The organism is Thiocapsa marina 5811 (genome assembly GCF_000223985.1).
Classification (GTDB): Bacteria; Pseudomonadota; Gammaproteobacteria; order Chromatiales; family Chromatiaceae; genus Thiocapsa; species Thiocapsa marina.
In genome coordinates, this window is record NZ_AFWV01000008.1 from 130812 (window position 1) to 149909 (window position 19098).

Here is a 19098-nt window from a genome sequence, read left to right on the forward strand (position 1 = left end):
TGTACGGAGTTTCTCGATCAATGAAATCAGTAGGTTCGTTGCGGAAGAGTTAAAGGCTTCATCGGGCGAGAACAGGACGGCGTCCGCTCCACCCCTAGCCTATACTTGAAGCCGGGCCGGGTCCGTGCAACGCTTGGGATTCGTCCTCGCACGTGGGGCCCGCCCCCCCCCTTGCCGGCCGCCGGCCGACGCGGCGCAGGGCCACTCGGACGTCGAGACGTCGGCGCCGAATACGCGAGACCTGCATCCATGGCCGATACCATTGCCTCCTCCCCTCCCCCGCCCGAGATGCCGGACGTCGTCGCCGGTCTGACACCGACGGATGCGGCCGCACTGCTGACCGGCTGCCGCGACCGCCTTGCGCACGGTCTGGCGACCGTGTTCGCACAGCATCTCGGCGGCGCGAGCGAGGATTTTCTCGGCATGGCCGACCGTGCGACCAGCCTCGAGCAACAGCAGCTCTATTTCTCGGCGATGGATTTCCTCGACAACCGCGGGCAACAGCTCTTGCAGCAGTTCCGCAGTGCCTATGTCGCCTGCTTCGATGCGAGCGTAGCGGCCTTGCAGTCGAAAGAGTCCGCGACCGTGATGCACGAGACCGACGAGCTGCGGCTCGTGGATACCGACGATTTCGAGCGCGATCTGGCTATCGGCAAACTCTCGGCCCGCGCGGCATGCAATTGCTCGCAGCAGCTCACGGGGCTGGACCGCAGACTTGCCGCGCTGCTGCACGTGCCGCGGATCAGCCAGGACGACAATCCGCTGTATCCGCGCACCGTCTTCAGTGCCATGCTTCAGGCCCTAAACGACTTGGATGTGCGCGAGCAGCTTGCGCTGATCCTTCTGCACGAGTTCGAGCGTCAGACCTCCGTCGAGCTTCCCGGCGTCTATGCGGACCTGAATCGTTTTCTCGTGCAGTCCGGCGTGCTCCCGACCATCCCGTTGGCTGGGCCCCTGTCGGCTCCGCGCAGCGAGCCCCCCGACCAGCCCGGAGGCGGTGTCGGCGGGATGTCGGGATGGGCGGGTTTCGAGCCGTCCGAGGATTCGGGATTGCTCGCGCAGGAAGAACAGGGGGTTGCCGACCAGGGCGGCCGCAACGAAACACGGATGGATTCGGAGCGTCTTCCACGCCTTGCGAACGACGACGTCTTCGGCCAGCTGGCCCGAGCGATCCAGACCGCCAGCCGCGGACGTATCGCCCGGACGCAGCCTGCGCCGGGTGCGGCCAAGGGTGGCCCCAAACCCGGCGGTCAGGAAACACCGGCGTTCGGCCTCACCCAGCTGATCGATGCGTTGAACGCGCTCCAGCGAGGCTTCACGGATTTTCGGCAGATTCCCGGCCTGAAATCCGCGAACATCGATCCGAGGCGCGGCGATGTCCTGCAGCAGATTCGCGCCGCACCCATGATGATGTGGTCGCGACCGCTCGATGCCATGACCATCGACATCGTCGCGCGGCTGTTCGATGCCATCTTCAACGACCCCGAGCTCTCGGCGACCGTGCGCGCGGAGTTGGCGAAGCTGCAGATCCCGGTGCTCAAGGTTGCGTTGGTCGACAAGTCCTTCTTCTCCGATCGCAGGCACCCCGCTCGTCGGTTGCTCGACGTGGTGGCGAGCTCCGGAATCGGGCGCAACGAGAAGGACGAGCCCCGTCTCGTCGACAAGGTCCGTGAAATCGTCGATGCGGTCGTCGATGGGTTCGACGCGGACCTGAACGTCTTCGCGGTTCAAACCTACAAGCTCGAAGAGTTCCTGCGCGAGGAAGAGGAGCACGCGCAAAGCAAGTCGCAGCGTGTCTTCGATCAGCTCGAGCAACGCGATCGCCAGGAGATTGCGGCCTCGCGAGTCGGCGAGGAGTTGGCGACCCGGACCACCGACTCCGTGCTCCCCGTCCTGGTTGCGTCGTTTTTCGATCGGTTTTGGCGTCGGGTGCTGGTGGACGTCTTTGTCCGCTTCGGTGATTCCGGCGAGCCGTGGCGCGAAGCGCTGGCGACCATGGACGACCTGATCTGGAGCGTCAAGCCCAAAGATACGGCGCAAGAGCGCAGCCGCCTCCTCACGGCACTCCCGGATCTCCTCAAGCGGCTGCGCCGGGGACTGGAAACCGTCCATCTCGAGGAGGCGTGGGATCCCTTCTTCGACCGCTTGATCCGGCTCCACATGGGCGCCCTGCACAAGGAACCGCCACCCGAGCAAACCTCCGACCCGATGTTCAATCAAGACGCCTTCGCCACCTCCGCGCCTGAGTTGTTGCAGACGGCGGGCGCTGCGAGTGCGCCCGAATTCGCCGAGGACATGGCGCAGGGCGAGGATTCGACACCGACGTCCGACGAGACGGGGCCGCCGGACCAATACCTGCTGCTTGCTCGTTCGCTCGAAGTCGGCGATTGGGTGGAGTTTCAGAGTTTTCGGGGAACGCGAAAGACCTTGCGGCTCGGCTGGGTCAGCAAATATCGGGGGGTCTATCTCTTTACCAATCGCCAGGGCGACAACGCCTTGACCCTGGCCACGACCAGTCTTGCCGGTCATCTGCGCAAGGGTACGGCCCGGGTCTTGAGTCAGGATCCCTTGACGGATCGTGCGGTGGCCCAAGTGCTTGAGCAGGTCATGCCCGAGACGAGCGATCCCGCCTGACGGCCTCTCAAGCTGCCTGTCTCGCGGGGCCCGGCCGCGCGTGCCTCTGCGTTCGCAACGGGTCTATCAGGTCCCGGCGTCCGACACTTGGGCCAGTGCTCTCGCCAGACGCGGGATCTCGGTCTCCAGTGTCCGGCGCGCGCGAAATCGCAGATCGCGCTCCAGCTTCGCCGACGAGAACCAGGCGTCACCGGTGAGCTTGCCGAGCCCGTCCAGGGTCAGCGGCATACGCCGTCGGGTCAGACGCTCGCCCAACGTACCGATGCCGGCCGCGAGGCGCAGGACCGGAAGCGGGATGCTCCAGCGCGGCACGGGCCGACCGAGTGCGATCAGGCTTTGCTCGTAGAGCCAACGGGTGGAATAGTCTCGGCCGTCGGTGACCAGGTAGACCTCGCCGGCCGTCTCCGGATGCCGGGCCACCAGGATCGCGGCCGCGACGGCGTCCTCGACATGGATCGCGGCGCGGTGATTCTCGATCCGAGGCCAAGGCGGGAAGCGCCCCGCGGCGACCGCCTTGACCATGCGGGCGATGTTGCCGCTGTCCCCGAGTCCATAGACCATGGGCGGCCGCAGAACCGTGGCGTGTCGTCCGGTCGTCTTTCCGAGCTCGAGAACGCTGCGCTCGGCGGCCAGCTTGGCGCGACCGTAAAGGCTGTCGGGCGCCGGGATGCTCGACTCGTCGGCAGGTCGACCGAGTGCGCCGGCTCGATCGCCCATCGCCTTGATGCTGCTGAGATAAATGACACGTCGAATTGCGGAATGCTCAACCCGGGCCATCAGGTTGGCTGTGCCTTCGGCAGTGACAGGCCAGTGCGACGCTGCCTCGTAGATGTCCGGCTCGTCGGGACGCGGCGAATAGCTCGCGAGATGGAACAGGGTGTCGATGCCGTCGCAGACCGATCCGAGGCTCGACGAATCGGTCAGGTCGGCGGCACGGATTTCGGGACCTGGCCCCGGTCCTTGGGCTTGCCAGAGTGTCCGCGCCGCATCCGAGGATCGCGTCACGATCGCCACCCGGTGACCGGTTCCGAGCAGCTCCGCGACTAGCCGTCGGCCCACCTTGCCGGTTGCCCCGGTGACCAGGATCGAGCCGAGCGGCGCGTTGACGTCTTGGTCCATCGTCAGTCCGCCTTCCCCGGTCCGGCGCGAGTGCACATCCGGCCCAGGGAGTCGATCAGGACCCGGCCCCAAAGATGGGCCCGAATGCCGAAGATGACCAACCCATTGAAGAGCATCGGATACTCTCGTGCCTGGAATTTGCGATAAAAGCGCTCCATCCCGCGATGCTTGTGGCGCTCGACCAGCAGAGGGTTGCGTCGGCTGCATGCCCCCTTGTGATGGATCACGTCGACATCCGGGACGAGGGCGATCGTCCAACCGGCCTGTCGAAACCGCACGAACCAGTCGAGATCCTCGCAGTGCAGGAAATAGCCCTCGTCGAGCGGTCCGACCGCGTCGAGCGCACGCCGGCTGACCAGCATGAAGGAGCCGGAGATTGCCTCGACATCGACCGGCTCGGTCGGCAACGGCTCCTGATGCAGGTTTAGGCGGCGTCCGCCCCGATGGGGCAGGAGTCGATCGAGCCGCAGGATGCGCTTGAGCGCGATCCAGGGATCCGGGATCGCCCGGCGGCTGGCGACCTGCTCGCTCCCGTCCGGGTTGCGCACGATGCAGCCGGCCATCCCGACATCCGGGCGGCTGTCCATGAAGGCGAGCATCCGCGGCAGGGTGTCGCGGCCGACCAGACAGTCCGGGTTCAGGAACAGCAGGCGATCGGCCCGGACCAGCGGCAAGGCACGATTGTTCGCTGCGGCGAAGCCCAGATTGGCCCGGTTCTCGAGGATGCGCAGTCGCGGAGCTGCCCCAAACGCCCCGCGGAGACGTTCGAGGCTCCGGTCGTCCGAACCGTTGTCGCTCACGACGACCTCGACCGCCACATCCGATCCGAGCACTGCACCGACGCATTCGCTCAGCAGCTCGCCGGCGTTGTAGTTGACGACGATCACGCTGACGGCGGGGACTGATGCGTCCGTGCTCACGTGCCGGCCTCCGGTTCGAGCGCCTCGCGCAGCGCCTGCTCTGCGGCGGCGAAGCCGAAATGGGTCTCCATCACCCGGATACCTCCGTCGGACAGCCGTTGCCAGAGCAGTGGATCCCGATCGAGCCGTGCAATCGCCTCCGCGAAGGCGGGCGCATCGTCCGCGATCAAGACAGATTCGCCGTCGACCAGGTGCATGCCCTCCCCGGCGACGCGGGTCGCAACGACGGGAACCCCGTGGGCGAGGCTCTGATTGATCTTGCCCTTCACGCCGGCGCCGTAACGCAGAGGCGCGACCGAGACACGGCACGCGGCGAAGAAGGGTTCGACATCCGGGACATGCCCCGCGATCTCGATGTTCGAACCGGCACAGGCGAGAACCTCGCGCGGCGGATCCGCGCCGATGACGGTGAGCCGGATGTCCGGCACCCGCTCGCGCAGCAAGGGCATGATCTCGCGACAGAGAAAGAGGACGGCGTCCGTATTCGGAGGGTGTGCGAATGCGCCGATGAAGAGGATGCCTCCGCGCGCCTCGAAGGGCTTGGCCGAGCCGAAGACCCGGTAGATGTTGGAAACGACATGGACCCTGACATCCGGCGCCTCGACGGCCAGGATGTCGCGCTCGGCCTCGCTCACCACGAAGGTCATATCGGCGCGGCGCATGAGGTCGAGCTCCTGCGCCTTGCGCCGCTCGGCGACACGCAGGGTTGCGCGATTGTGTTGCAGCTGTGCGAGTCGGCGCTCCCGCAGGAAGTGTAGATCGACCGTATCGAAGACGATACGCGCCTTGGTGCAATGGGTCCGGGCGGCGTCGAGTGTGGCCGCTGCCGCATCGGCACGGCTCAGGATCACCAGGTCGTAGTCGCTGCCGTGGCTCGCCAGGTGGTCGCGGATCCGGCGCACGTAGGGGCGGTAGAGCACCTCCACGCCGATGCGCTGCAGGTCGGCGACATAGGGCTCGGGTGCCTCCAGATTGGCGGCCGCAAAGGTGACCTTGAAGCCGAGCCCTTGCAGGATGCGGAATAGATTCAGCATCCGCACCGAGCCGGACTCGCGATCCGGGGTGACCATGTAGTTGTCGATCACCAGGGCCCGGCGTCGCACGCCGCGCTCCTTCGCCCGCTCCAGATCCTCGCCGCGTTCGCCGAAGCCGGCCAAGACCTCGGCCCAACGTGTTCTGAAGGTCTCGGCATTGATTCGTTGATAGCGCTTCAACCCCGTCTGGGTCTGCTCGTCGCGCCCGGCACTGATCCCCTCGAAGTGCACGACGCGGGACAGCGGCTGGTAGTAGACCGTGCGTCCGGCCGCGCGCACGCGGAAGGCCAGATCGGCATCCTCGTAATAGGCGGGTGCGAATGCGCTGTCGAATCCGCCGAGACGCCTGAAGAGCGAGGTCTCGATCGCGAGTGCGGCGCCCGAGCAATAGTCGACGGCGCGTCGATAGCTGTATCGGGGTTTGTCCGGGGCGTCCAGATGCCCGTAGTTCCAGGCCGTGCCGTCGGAAAAGAGGAGAGCCCCGGCCTCCTGCTGCCGGCCGTCCGGATAGAGCAGGCGGCTGCCGACGATGCCGGCGTCCGGCGCATCCTCGAAGGTGTCGATCAACGCATCCAGCCAGTCGGGTTGGACCTGGGTGTCGTTGTTGAGAAAGACCAGATAGGCACCCTGCCCTGCCTCGGCCCCGCGATTGCAGGATCCGACGAACCCCAGATTCTCGAGGTTTCGGATCAGGCGCAGACCGGGGTAGCGTGCGAGTCGCTCGGCGGTCCCGTCGTTCGAGCAATCGTCGACCACGATCACCTCGAAGGCCCGCCGGGCGCCGACGCGGGCCAGCGCGGCGAGACAGTGGTGTGTATAGCCGAACTGGTTGTGGACCGGGATCACCACCGAGACCAGGGGCGCACCGCTCGGCGTCAGGTCGACCGGGTCGAAGGGCTCTGCGAGTTTCAGCAGACGCGGCGGATCGGCCACACGCAGCGGCGTGGTGCCGAGGCGGCGCTTGAGCTTGCGCAGCAGAACGGAGACGCCCTCCGTGCGCAGGACATGGAGGGCGCGGGGGAAATAGCGGAGGATGATGTCCAGGGCGTGCGTTCCGGCAGTCGATCCGACGGCCGTCATCCTACCATCTACCAGGAGACGGCGGCCTCGGAGATCCCTTCGAGCATGTCCGCGACCTTGGCCATCGCCGGGCTGGATTCAACCTGATCGGCCGGGATCTCGCGGTGGGCGACATAGGTCGTCCCGGTCTCCTCGGGCAGTGTATAGACCGCGATGATGAAGGGGCAATTCACCACATGGGCCGGGTTCTCGGTGATCATCTCGCGAGACAGCACGGCGCTGCAGAACTCGATGGACTCGGCCTCGTCGTAGAGCGCGGTATCCATGCCGAGATCCTTGCCGGTACGTTCGAGCATCTCACCCATGTTCATCACGTTGTTGATGTACATGCCGCGCTCTTGGATCGCCATCTTGAGCCCTTCGAGCACGTCTGCGAACGCCGAGTCACTGGTGTAGACGGCGTAGCCGCCGCCGAGGGCGGCTTGGGACAGCAGCCCGCCGGCCAGCAGCACTCCGGCGAGGCTGTGCTTGAGTTTGAACATGCGTCTGAATCCTCTCTTGATGGGCCGTCTCGCAACGCCGATCACGGACCGAAACCGCGTCCCGCGCGAGACGTAAAACCCCGCCGAGCGGCGGGGTGATGACCGACAAGGCGTCGGATCGACGATGCGTCAGTATTGGTTCATCGGGCGGAAGGCCGGTGCGGACGGCCAATCACCTGCAGGCGGTGCTGCCGGCGGAGCGGGACGCTGCTGCTGTTGCGCCGCCTCGAGCTCCTCGACACGTCGCTTGAGCGCCTGGACCTCGGCGCTGTCGACGGGTGCTGCGCTCGCGGAAGGTGCCTGGGCCGGAGCAGGCGCAACCCCCGGGACAGCGGCTGGTGCGACCGGGTAGCCGGGTGCGGCATAGCCGGGGACAGGTGCACCGTAGCCGGGTGCCGGATATCCGGGGGCTCCGTAGCCGGGTGCATAACCACCGCCATAGGGATAGCCAAAACCCGGTCCGCCGTAAGGGCCGTCGTAATAGCCCTCGTCGTAGTCGTCGTAACGGTCGCCGCCCATCCAGCGGCTCGGGTTCATCATGTTGCCGAAGTTGAAGGCTTGGCTGACCGGGGCATAGACGGTCAGCGCAGCCAGCGTGGCGAGTGAAACGACGGACAGGGTCCTGATCGGTTTGATCGGCATCGGGGTTCCTCCGGGGTTGGTGTGATTTCTCTCGTGTCGCGCATTCGGAAATCTTCGCGGGTCGCGGTCAGTCGACGGCGACCCGGCCACTAATTACACCCAACGGCAAGGCGTCGCAATAGGCTCAGTCCCGCTCATTGGCGTGGGTGTGATGGTGCGCATGGGCGTGCTCATGGTCGTGATGATGGGTGTGGTCATGTCCATGATGGTCGTGGATATGCCCGTCGGCCGCATGACCATGCAGCCGAGCCCCGTCCGGTTGAACCGAGGGGCGAATGGTCCGCCCGAGCTCGAGGCGCGAGCGCTGGGCCGCGAGCTCGTCGCTCAACCAATTCAGCCATGGCTCGATGTCGCCCTCGCCGCGTGTGGAGACCGACTCGAACGGCACCACGCTCGCCAGCTGACGCAGATGGTGCTCCGCGCGCTCGACCGAGAACTCGGGTAGGACGTTCAGCAGATCCGACTTGGTGCAGAGCACCAGGTCCGCCGCGCGGAACATGACCGGATATTTTGCCGGCTTGTCGTCGCCCTCCGGTACCGACAGGAGCGTGACATTGCGGTGCTGCCCGAGATCGAAGCTGGCCGGGCAGACCAGATTGCCGACGTTCTCGATGAAGAGGATGTCGACCTCGTTGAGATCCAGCCGATGCAGGGCATCATGCACCATGTGGGCATCCAGATGGCAGGCGCTTCCGGTTGCGATCTGCACCGCCGGGACACCCTTGGCGCGGATACGCTCGGCATCGTTCTCGGTCTCGAGATCGCCCTCGATCACGGCGATACGGATCTGACCGGCAAGGGCGTCGATGGTGCGCTCGAGCAGGCTCGTTTTGCCGGCCCCGGGCGAGGACATGAGATTCAACGCCAGCACCTGATGACGATCGAAATGCTCCCGATTGTGGGCCGCCTCGTGATCGTTCTCCGAGAGCAGCGCTTGGAGCACGGTCACCGCCGCACGGCCGTCGGCGGTCTTGGCGTGCTTGCCGTCTGCCCGGACCAGGTGCTCGTTGCCGGGGGTGATATTGCATCCGCAGGTATCGCACATGAGTGATGGCTCCATAGACACCGCCCCGCCTCGCTGTCCGGGTGGGGCCGGGGCATTCGGATCTCGACATCAAGCGAGGCCGACTCCGGATTCGTCGCGCATCGCCGTTCCGGGCGAGCGCAGAAACCCGAGTGTACGCCTCTAAAACGCGTCAAGCATGTTATGCGCGCTGATCGGTCTGGGCTTGCCTCGAAACCAGTCTAAGACCTTAGTGGGTGGCGCGTTTTAGAAAGATTTTTTTATCCTAAACCGCGCAGCGTCGACGCCTTGGGTTCATGCGAGGCCAAGATTCAGGTCAAACGATCCGGATAACCGCAAACACGCGGTTTAGGTTTAGTCCGGGATGGTCAGCTCTAGATTCGCCAACAACAGCTCGTCCCCGCTCACCAGCCGTGTCTTGTAGCTCCCGCAGGCCCCGCACAGCAGCCGGTTCGGTGTGGCGTGCGACTCCGCCCCGCAGTCGCCGCAGGCGACGCGCACCGGGGCGGCCTCGATGACGAGCTCGGCGGTCTCCGCAATGGTTCCAGCCGCGGCCAGCGGATAGGCATGCCGGAGCAAGGATCCCTCGACACCCGAGAGCGGGCCGACCCGCAGCAGGATGCGCTCGACCCCGCTCGCTCCGTGCTCGGTGGCGATCCGCTCGACCTGGTCGAGCAGGGCCTGACAGATGGAAAGCTCATGCATGGCTCAGCTGCCCAGATAGGTGTAGCCGTAGAGCCCGGCCTTGAGCTCGACGAAGAATTGCTCGCGCGTCGCCCGGTCCAGACCGGCGGCGTCCAGCTTGCGGCGATAGTGCGCGAGCAGGGTGCGCGGCTCGAAGTGCACGTAGCTCAGCAACTCGTCGGTGGAGTCGCCACGTTCGGCATCGAGCAAACGGTAGCCGTTCGCCGCGCTCGCATCCAGCTCGACATTCACGGCATCCGTGTCGCCGAAGAGGTTGTGGATGTCGCCGAGGATCTCCTGATAGGCGCCGACCATGAAAAAGCCGATGAGATAGGGCGCCTCCGACCCGGCGCCGGCATGCACCGGGAGACTCGCCTCCACTCCGCCCTCGTCGACATAGTGGTCGATGCAGCCGTCGGAGTCGCAGGTCAGATCATGCACCATCGCCCGGGCGTCCGGCAGCTCGTCGAGACGCTGGATGGGCACGATCGGGAAGATCTGATCGAGCGCCCAGACGTCCGGCATCGATTGGAACAAGGAGAAGTTGCAGAAGAGCTTGTCGGCCAGCAATGCGTTGACCTCGTCCGCCAGCTCACGGTGGCGTCGGATCGCCGGATCCAGCCGTCCGGCCAGGCGCCGACAGATGGCGAAGAAGAGCTCCTCCGCGCGCGCCCGCCCGGTCAGGTCGAGTCGATCGGCCGCAAACCGCTCGCGTGCGGCCGCCATCAGCTCGCGCGCCTCCGAATAGACCTCCTGCGGCGGCGCCTGGTCCGCGGCGCGGAGCTGTCCGGCCAGCGCATCGAGAAGCGGATCCCCCTCGTCGGACTTGGGCAGGACGTCTTGGCCGCCGGCCTCCTCGCGATCGATCACGTTGGTGATCAGGACGGCATGATGGGCGGTGAGCGCACGGCCGGATTCGCTCAACAGATCCGGCTCGGGCAGGCCCCGTTGCCGACACTCGGCGGCGACGCTCTCGACGATCGCGCTCGCGTAACCCGCAAAGCTGTAATTGACCGAGCAGTAGTTACGCGTGCGGGTCCCCTCGTAGTCGACACCCAGCCCGCCGCCGACATCCAGGATGGCGATCGGCGCACCCAGGCGGCGCAGCTCGGCATAGAAGCGCACCAGCTCGGCGACACCGGAGCGGATGTCCTGAAGATTCGGGATCTGAGAGCCCAGGTGCGCATGCAGTAGATTGAGCCAATTCAACCGCCCGGCGGACTCCAAGGTGCGGACCAGGTCCAGGACCTGATTGGCCGAGAGTCCGAACTTCGCCTTCTCCCCGCCGCTGCTCTGCCAGTTCCCCGCTGCCGCCGCGGCAAGCCGCGCGCGCACGCCGAGCAGGGGCTCCACACCGAGCCGCTCGGCCTCCTCCAGAATCAGCCCTACCTCGGACGGCTTCTCGATGACGATCTGCACCCGCAGGCCGAGCCGTCTCCCGATCAGGGCGAGCCGGATATACTCACGGTCCTTGTAACCGTTGCAGACCACCAAACCGTCCGGCGGCGAGAGTGCCAGAACGGCCATCAGCTCGGGCTTGCTGCCGGCCTCCAGGCCCGCATGACCGGAGCGCAAGATCTCGCGTACCACACCGGCCTGCTGGTTGACCTTGATCGGATAGACCGGCTGGTAGCGACCGCTGTAGCCGCTCGCCGCGCTCGCATCCGCGAAGGCTTGGTGAAGCGACTCGACGCGATGGCGCAGGATATCGTTGAAGCGCACCAGCACCGGCAGCGACAGGCCCTCCGCGTCGAGCTGCTCGGCCAAAAGGGCTAGATCTACCTCGGTCGCGCCGTTCGGATCCGGTCTCGCATAGAGATGACCCGCGGGGTTGATCCCGAAATAGCCCTCGCCCCAACGGTCGATGGCATAGATCTGGTTACAGCGCTTCACACCTTGGTCCATTGCGACGGGTCTCTTGCAGTGATGTCGATGGGAGGATGGTAAGGCATGAACGTGAAATCCGTGCGGTTCCGCCCTCGTTCGGCCCTGCTTCTGATCCCGATTGCTCTCCTGTTTGCGGTCGCGGTTTGGACCTGGTGGGCCGAGGGGCATCCGCGCGAGGAACGGCGCCTGCGGGTGCTTGTCCACGACCGGCTCGATGCCTGGTTTCCGCAGGCGATGGCGCCGGTGGACGGCTGGCATGGTCTCATCCCGCGCATCCAGGTCGTCCCGGACGGGTCGGAGCCCGTCTTGCCCAGGATCTTGCTCGTCCACGGTCTCGACGAGCCCGGCGACATCTGGGACGACCTCATCCCCGTGCTCGGCTCGGCCGGGTTCGAGGTCTGGGAGTTCCGCTATCCCAACGACCAAGGGGTGGACCGCAGCACCGATCTCCTCGCCGCGCATTGGCCCGAGCTTCCCTCCGACCGTCCGGTCGTCTTGATCGGGCACAGTATGGGCGGGCTGATCATTCGCGACTTCGTCACCCGTTGGCGGAATCCGGCGGGCATCTCCGCACGGGTCGAGGGCGCCGCCGTGCACGGCGTCATCCTGGTCGGCACACCCAACCAGGGCTCGGAGTGGGCGCGTCTGCGGATCTGGCTGGAGCTGCGCGACCATCTGGCCGCCGGTCCGGAGCGGCGCTTTTCGCTCTTCGCCGGGCTGCGCGACGGCACCGGCGAGGCCAAGATCGACCTGCGACCCGGCAGCGCCTTTTTGGAGGATCTGAACGCGCGGCCTTGGCCTGAGTCCGTTCCTATCCGGCTGATCGGCGGTCTGCTGACCGAGCCACCCGAGTCGATGGTCGCCAGTCTCGAAGCCATCCCCGCCGAGTTGGGATCGAGCGATTTCGGCCCCGATGTCGCAGCGACGCTCGAAGGCTGGTGGTCAAGCCTCGGCGAGGGCCTGGGTGACGGTGTCGTCCCCCTCGCCTCTCTGCGGTTCCCGGGCGCACCCCCGCCGATCCTCGTGCACGCCTCGCATCGCGGGATGATCGCACGCCTCTTCCCGAGCGACCCGGAGCCGGAGGCCATCCCGCACATCGTCGCCATCCTCGAGGAGTGGTCCGGGCGATGAGTAGCCTGGAGGATGAGCTCCGGGCACGCCGATTTCAGTCGACTCTTCGCTCGACCGATCATCGGTGCGAGAAACACGACCTGGCGAGAAGGTGGCGGAACGTGATTCGATCGGCCTTCTATACCTTACCTTCGAGGACTCGTGACACCCGCTCCGCGGTGTCACGCACCTTGCCTGGCGCTCCGCGCCAAGTGCCGGCTCGGCCCGAGCAGGGATGTCGGATTGCGCTGCGCTGCGCTCAACCGACCTACCCGGGCCGCTCCCGCTGCAACGCCGTTCCTGATCAGAAAGAATCGTCCGCCAAGCTCACGGAATAAGCCACCGATCGGCGCAGACTGCTCCCTGATCCACCACCGGACGGAGCCTGCCGTGGCCATGAATCGAACCCACTGGTCTCCGGCTGCCCCAACGGGGCTCACCACGCGAGCCCGGGGCAACGCCCCGGGACCACGACCCCCATCCTAAGCCCTGAAGGGGCGGCCCAACGCTTTGACGTGTCGATCTTAGGCGCGCGTTTCGGGAAAGGGCCGAACGGTGCAAAACGCTCAGCAAAATGCTCAGCCCCGGCAGCATCTTTAAACCGCCCTTTCAGGGCTGACGGGTCTTGGTTGATTGAAACCCGGGGCACTGCCCCGGGCTCACATCGGTCGCGCCGTTGGCGCTCGACACGAACTGCCGCAACGAGGCTCGCCAGGCTCGTCCTCGAGGGCTTTGATTGCTTGATACTTGAGGCCCTCTGCTCAATCGTGGATTCGGCGCTGAGCTGAATCTCCTCACCAATCAGGACGCCGTTTGTCCTCCACGATGCGGACGCTAAAACGGACACCTCCGACCTCCAGCCGCCGGTATGAGCTGCCTCAACCCAATGATACGATGCGGAATTGACAGTCGAGCCACCGGAACAGAAAGCGGACATCTTCAGAGGACATCGGGGCTGACATGGAGCCGGCCTCAGACCGCGGGGAATCCGTTGCGCTGATGGAGCCCCTTCTCATCGGCGAAGGTGCGAGGCAACGCGCCGCTTTGACCGACCTGGCGATCGAGCTGGCAGCGAAGTCGGCCGGCCTGCGACGGAGCCTACCGTCCGGCATCGCCAGCGCCTTGGCCGATCTGGTGCGGTCGATGAACGGCTACTACAGCAACCTGATCGAGGGGCACGACACCCATCCGGTCGACATCGAGCGCGCGCTCGAGGGTGACTACAGCGGCGATCCGGAGAAACGCCTCCTTCAGCTCGAAGCGCAGGTCCATATCGCCGTGCAGGGATGGATCGACGCGGGCGAGCTCGATGATCGTGCCTTCACGGTCGCCGGGTTATGCGAGCCGCGGCTCTGCTCGACCTCGGGGTCCTCGCTTCCGAAAGCACCCGCGCGCCCCTGAAACTGGCATTCCCCGCCGCCCTCGCACCCCGCTGGATGCCCGGACTCTTCCCCGACCGATATTGAGGGCGATCCGATTCCGACTCAGGGCGTCCGCATACCCTGTTGGCGATGCTGCGCCTGACCGGCCGAGAACTCATCGGGTGTGATTTGCCCGTCGCCGTTCAGATCGATCACCTCGAACGACGGCGCGTTCGCGAGGTTTCGCATCGGATAGCCCTGCTGAGAGCGCTCCACGATGCGAGTGGCCCGCGCCTCGTAAAACTCCTGCTCCGTCAACGCGCCGTCGCCGTTCAAGTCGAATTCGGCGAAGGCGGGCATGTTTCGCCCCATCCCTGCGCCGGGTCCCATACCGCCGCCCGGTCCCATACCCCGACCGGGTCGCCCCTGCATGCGGGATTGCTGAACCGTTGCGAACTCCTCCGTTGTCATCCGTCCGTCCCCGTTCATGTCAAAGTCCGAGAACGCCGGCGCGTTGGCCGCCCCACGTATCGGCGCGCCCTGCGCCGCACGCTCGGCCATGCGTTGAGACTGCGCCGTGTCGAACTCCTGCTCGGTCACGATCCCGTCTCCGTCGAGATCGAACGCCGAGAAGGTCATCGGGCCGCGCGGCGGCGGGGGTTGCTGGGCGAGGGCCAAGGGTGCGGCGAAGGCCGCTGCGACCGTCACTGCCAGGATGGATCTACGCATCGTCGTTTTCATGGATACCTCCGTGGTGCGATCGGGTGAAGGTCCACGCCGATCTCGGCGTGATCCGCTCACCTCTATCCTTTATTGAAGCATCTGAAGTTGCAGAGAGTGTGAAATCGGACAGGTGACGGCCATCAGGCGTCAACCTTTCGAAAACGCACGAAATAGTTCTCGCGCAGCCTGATCGGCTCGTCGATCAGCTTGAAACCGGCCTGCTCGACCTCCCGAATAACCTCCTCCCGCCCTGCCCTCACGTGCCCGAGGATCCAGCGATTGCTGACCCCCGGCTCGCGTCTGAAATCGATGATCGCCAGGATTCCGCCGGGCACCAGTGCCGCACCGATCGAGTCGAGCATGGCCCGCGGGTACTCGAAGTGGTGATAGGTGTCGGCCATGAACACCAAATCCACGCTCCCAGGCGGCAGATCCGTGCTCGTCTGCTCGTTCAGCACCGTGACGACGTTGCCGAGCCCTGCCTCCCGCGCGCGGATCCCGATCGCCTCCAGGAAGCTCTCCGAGATGTCCACCGCATAGACCTTCCCGCTCGGTCCGACGCCCTCGGCAAAGAGCATCGTAAACATCCCCGTCCCGGCCCCGACATCGGCGATCCGCATGCCCGGTCGAATCTCGAGCGCACCGAGGATCTCGATACGCCGATCGTAGACCTCCCGACCGGGGCTCTCGAAGATGCTCTGCCAGCGGGCGTAGTCGGCGTCTTCATAGTAGGCGTTGATCCTGGGATCGACCGCCGGGGACTCGGCGAAGGACCAAGAGGAGCCTGTGAGGAGCAGCAGAACGATGAGGTATGGCATGGCGGGAGCACCTGATGGATTCACAGGGGTTCGAGGGGCCGGGAGTGCAGGGGTTCCCGCGGCGCTCCGAAGCTCTCGGGGCATGGCTAGCTCGAACCTCTGGGACAGTCGCTACCGAACCTCGTTGGTCCAAGAGGACTCTGCCTAACCCTCAACTACAACTAACCGATCGTGAACGTACGCTTCTACGCCGAGATCGAAGCAATCAACAGGCAACCTCAAGAGCTTCGGCAGCGCGGACGCGCACGCAAAGCGGAAGCGTCGGAGGCCGTGTGAGAGGCCGCGCAAAGGGAGCTTTCGCCATAAAGCAACCTGGACTCTTCTTTCTCGAGATTCCCGGCAGGATTATGCGAGGGACCACTCAGGCCTCTCGCCGAATGCTCGTGAAGACAAGGATGCTTGCCAAAAGCAACCCGCAAAGCATGACTAGCCAATCTCCGTAGTGATGGTAGAACGAGCGCGTTCGCGCTGGCTCGACATCGGCGACGATAAAGCCCTGCGTGAATAGATCCGGCAGTTCCGCGATAATCTCGCCCTTCGCGTCGATGATTCGAGACGGCCCGGTATTTGTTGCAACGATAAATGGAATGCGGTTCTCTACGGCCCGCACCGCGGAAGCTGCGATATGTTGGAAGGCGGCTTGGGTTTTTCCGGACCAATTGTCGTTTACGAGCTGTAGCACAATGCCGGTGTCGGGGTTTATTGCCCATCGAACATAATCGCCGAAGAGATTCTCCCAGCAAATAATCGGTGTCGCGGTGCTCGTGGTGGAGATGGCGAACCGTGCGCTTTCTTTGCCGGCGAGCATTGCTTGGGTAGGCGGAGGTATCCACGCCGGCCAGTCAAAAAGACCATCGAACGGAATGAATTCAGCGAACGGGACTAGGCGGTTCTTACTGTAAAAACCGGAAACTCGACCGTTCTTGTCGAAAAAAATCGCACTGTTCCGAGAGGGTGAAGAAACTTCGCCGGTGTCTCTGTCTTGAAAGGACTTGCCGCTCTCCGACATGCCCAGCACGATGGCTGCGCCGGCCTCTTCGGCAATCGCGCCGATGCGGAGTAAGAGTCCGGGATCTCTTCGCCAATCATGGACAACCGCCTCGGGCCAGACGATGAGATCGGGATTCTCCTCGGCCGCTTTCAGAGTCAAGCGTTTCAAGGTGTCCAGCTTTTCGGAACCCCGCAAGGACTGCATTTCTGCAACGGAGAACGCTGGTTGAATTACCGCGATTCGGATCGATTCGCCTGGCGGCGGCACCTTGTTCAAGCTCAGAGTCCCGAGAAAAAACGTGGTACCCAATGACACGAGTGCAACGATGAGAAACCGAAATCGGCGCTCCATCAAGGCTACTGCAATCGCCGTATTTACGAACAGCACCAAGAACGTGATACCGTATTCGCCGGTGTAAGACGCGACTTGGAGGGTGGCGGGATTGGCGTGCTGCCAATACGCGGGCGTCGCCCAAGAGAGGGCTAAAGGACCCGCGTGGGCCCTTAGAAAATCCAAGATGACCCAAGCCGACGGCGCGACCAGAAGTAAGGCGAGTCGCCGAGTCCGCACAAGGGCGATAACGGCGCACCATAACGCGAAAAAAATGCCCACGTAGCTGCCTAACAAAAACCCATGGGAGATCTTGAAGCCGGGTACTGAAAACAACCAGCCTGCAATTCCGAAGTTCAAGATCAAACTGCTCAGCCATCCATAAAGGAAAGCGATGATCGGCGTATAATTGGAAGCAGCTAGAATAAGCGGGACAAACGCGATCCAGAGAAGGGCGTCGAGCTCAAAGGCGTAGCGGAATAAGAGTGTTGTTGCGAGCACAGCAGCCACGGGAGCCGCAAGGCGAATCGCGCGGACGTTTTTGCGGTGAACAGGGCGCTCTACCACTTAGCGGGTCCGAAGGAGTCGAGGAGAGGTCCCGCACGTCGATGGATACGCAAGGAGGGCTTGAGCAATCTGGCGATGCTGTGCTTATAAGCTGTCGAGATAGGCCCGCATTTCCGGAATCGACATAGAAGCCATGGGGTTCGGCGCGCTAGGCGGAGTGTATCCGTCTCGGTGCACGTAAATCCGGTAGGTGTACCCGCCTGAGCCGTCCGGTTCGCGACGCATCGAACCCGCAGGCATGTCCTTAGACAGTGCGGCCAGGATTTCCAGCTCGACGTCGATCCGAGCCGCGCTCGAGCCGATTTGCACATCATCCGCAGAGCCGCCGGCGGTCGACGGGACGGCCAAATCGACGCGGCACATCGTTGTGCGGCACTCTAGATTCAACAGCCGAGCGGAATAAAAGGTGTCGCCCGTCGCGAGGTTTCCTTCGATACGCTTCGCTGCTTGAGGTGCCCAACTGGAATCAACCTCTTCGATCCCGAACGCGTCCTGGACAGCGTTCGACTGGCGCTCCTTTTGCAATTGGATGGCCTTGGCGAATTGTTGCCGGATGTAGGGATCGTTTGCCGCGTCCTGAAGCTCGGCGAGATGTGCACGGGCCGCCGCCCGCTCCGCATCTGCACGGGCGGATTTGTCCATCAACTCGGCGATTTGGCCTTCCAGAATTTCAAGTCTTTCGATGGCTTCCGGGGTGTCTTTCGATGATGGGGAGGGCTGCTCAGGCTGATGGGTCATCGCGTTCGGGCGGTGCTCCGGCGAATGTAATTGTGCACCGCTCGCTTGTTCGTTTACGCCGGAACCGGTGTCAACCGAATCGGTGATGCCTGCATCCGAGGCCGAATGAGCTCGGAAATAATCCGTCGCGACGAAAATGACTGCGACGAGGGAAAGTCCCACTGCTGAAAAGGCGATGATAAGGCGCCCGAATCTTGAACGATCGCTAACGAGCTTCATGATATTCCGTTGGAACGTTGCTCGAGCGACCCCCCTCTCGGCTCCCCGTGCCCGCCGTCGGGGGGCGAGAGGGCAATCGCATCGACAAACGCGCGTCAATCTCGCGCAGAACTCAGAGAAGCGGCTTCTGGTAGAAGACGCGATACGTATTCAATCCGGTCGAAGGATCGAGTCTGCACGTGATCGTGCTGGCATCGAAGCCGTTGAAAAGACTGAGGTCAAAACTCTGCTGGGTTACTCCGGGCAGGGTTCCTGGAGCCGAGATCGTGTGGGTCACGAAATTGGTCACGGATGTATCTACGATGTCGGGCTCGATATCTAAGTAGGTGCACAGCACGCTCGCGGTCGGCGCGGCCGTGGAATCGAACCATACACTCAGGGAGGCGCTTCCCGGACCGTACCAGTTGAGCGTGTCGTCGGCGCTCGAGTACCACAATTCGGTATTGTTGGTGACGGGACAGACAACCCATACCGGGAAGGTAGCTTGGTTCCACACGCGGACGTGGTCCCAGCGGAGATTTTGCGCGAGCTGGAGGCTCGCAGCCCGGCAGGCCACCGCCGGTGTTTCGCCGACCGGTGCGGCTTGCACGTCGCGAGAGAGCGGCGAGAACGCGGTGAATCCAGCAGCCAATGCAAGCCACGATACTGCAAAGACAATCGGATAAGTCTTCATTTCAGCCTCCGTTGAAGTACGATGCCGTTTGCTCTTCCGCTGTTTCCTCGTAATTTGAATCT

At 64.2% G+C, this 19098-nt stretch carries 16 protein-coding genes; 3 read left to right on the forward strand and 13 right to left on the reverse strand.

What is annotated here, in order from left to right; genetic code table 11:
• The first annotated feature begins 249 nt into the window (after positions 1–249).
• Positions 250–2634, forward strand: a complete 2385-nt coding sequence (locus THIMADRAFT_RS12865) for a DUF1631 domain-containing protein (protein ID WP_007193484.1) — start codon at positions 250–252, stop codon at positions 2632–2634.
• Positions 2635–2700: 66 nt separating this feature from the next.
• On the opposite strand, the gene THIMADRAFT_RS12870 is transcribed toward THIMADRAFT_RS12865, so the two are convergent.
• From THIMADRAFT_RS12870 to speA, 8 genes are all read right to left on the reverse strand, one after another.
• Positions 2701–3753 (reverse strand): NAD-dependent epimerase/dehydratase family protein, encoded by a 1053-nt coding sequence (locus tag THIMADRAFT_RS12870; RefSeq protein ID WP_007193485.1) that lies wholly within the window; start codon positions 3751–3753, stop codon positions 2701–2703.
• 2 nt (positions 3754–3755) lie between these two features.
• On the reverse strand, positions 3756–4673 hold the full coding sequence (locus THIMADRAFT_RS12875; protein ID WP_007193486.1) for a glycosyltransferase family 2 protein: 918 nt from the start codon (positions 4671–4673) through the stop codon (positions 3756–3758).
• The gene (locus THIMADRAFT_RS12880) at positions 4670–6787 is read right to left on the reverse strand and encodes a glycosyltransferase (RefSeq protein WP_007193487.1); all 2118 of its coding nucleotides are present in this window, start codon (positions 6785–6787) and stop codon (positions 4670–4672) included. The genes THIMADRAFT_RS12875 and THIMADRAFT_RS12880 overlap by 4 nt, the downstream gene beginning before the upstream one ends.
• 8 nt (positions 6788–6795) lie before the next feature.
• Positions 6796–7269, reverse strand: a complete 474-nt coding sequence (locus THIMADRAFT_RS12885; RefSeq protein WP_007193488.1) for a DUF302 domain-containing protein — start codon at positions 7267–7269, stop codon at positions 6796–6798.
• 129 nt (positions 7270–7398) lie between these two features.
• Positions 7399–7911: a hypothetical protein gene (locus THIMADRAFT_RS12890; RefSeq protein ID WP_007193489.1), complete on the reverse strand. Its 513-nt coding sequence runs from the start codon at positions 7909–7911 to the stop codon at positions 7399–7401.
• 124 nt (positions 7912–8035) lie between these two features.
• A complete protein-coding gene (hypB, locus tag THIMADRAFT_RS12895) occupies positions 8036–8956 on the reverse strand; it encodes a hydrogenase nickel incorporation protein HypB (RefSeq protein ID WP_007193490.1) in 921 nt (306 codons plus the stop codon).
• Between the two features lie 333 nt (positions 8957–9289).
• Positions 9290–9640 (reverse strand): hydrogenase maturation nickel metallochaperone HypA/HybF, encoded by a 351-nt coding sequence (locus THIMADRAFT_RS12900; protein ID WP_007193491.1) that lies wholly within the window; start codon positions 9638–9640, stop codon positions 9290–9292.
• A gap of 3 nt (positions 9641–9643) precedes the next feature.
• A complete protein-coding gene (speA, locus tag THIMADRAFT_RS12905; protein WP_007193492.1) occupies positions 9644–11524 on the reverse strand; it encodes a biosynthetic arginine decarboxylase in 1881 nt (626 codons plus the stop codon).
• A gap of 45 nt (positions 11525–11569) precedes the next feature.
• Here speA and THIMADRAFT_RS12910 point away from each other — a divergent pair, with 45 nt between their 5' ends.
• Positions 11570–12637, forward strand: a complete 1068-nt coding sequence (locus tag THIMADRAFT_RS12910) for a lecithin--cholesterol acyltransferase (protein WP_007193493.1) — start codon at positions 11570–11572, stop codon at positions 12635–12637.
• A 939-nt stretch (positions 12638–13576) separates the two neighbouring features.
• Positions 13577–14017, forward strand: a complete 441-nt coding sequence (locus THIMADRAFT_RS12915; protein WP_007193494.1) for a Fic family protein — start codon at positions 13577–13579, stop codon at positions 14015–14017.
• Positions 14018–14100: 83 nt separating this feature from the next.
• Here THIMADRAFT_RS12915 and THIMADRAFT_RS12920 read toward each other — a convergent pair whose 3' ends face one another.
• The 5 genes from THIMADRAFT_RS12920 to THIMADRAFT_RS12940 form a co-directional block, all read right to left on the reverse strand.
• Positions 14101–14718: an EF-hand domain-containing protein gene (locus THIMADRAFT_RS12920; RefSeq protein ID WP_007193495.1), complete on the reverse strand. Its 618-nt coding sequence runs from the start codon at positions 14716–14718 to the stop codon at positions 14101–14103.
• A gap of 122 nt (positions 14719–14840) precedes the next feature.
• Complete coding sequence (locus tag THIMADRAFT_RS12925; RefSeq protein WP_007193496.1) at positions 14841–15518, reverse strand: class I SAM-dependent methyltransferase; 678 nt, start codon at positions 15516–15518, stop codon at positions 14841–14843.
• Between the two features lie 361 nt (positions 15519–15879).
• Positions 15880–17406, reverse strand: coding sequence for an apolipoprotein N-acyltransferase (gene lnt / locus THIMADRAFT_RS12930; RefSeq protein WP_007193497.1), 1527 nt, complete (start codon positions 17404–17406; stop codon positions 15880–15882).
• A gap of 84 nt (positions 17407–17490) precedes the next feature.
• Complete coding sequence (locus THIMADRAFT_RS12935; RefSeq protein WP_007193498.1) at positions 17491–18363, reverse strand: hypothetical protein; 873 nt, start codon at positions 18361–18363, stop codon at positions 17491–17493.
• A 112-nt stretch (positions 18364–18475) separates the two neighbouring features.
• Positions 18476–19036, reverse strand: a complete 561-nt coding sequence (locus THIMADRAFT_RS12940) for a hypothetical protein (RefSeq protein WP_007193499.1) — start codon at positions 19034–19036, stop codon at positions 18476–18478.
• Positions 19037–19098 lie beyond the last annotated feature (62 nt).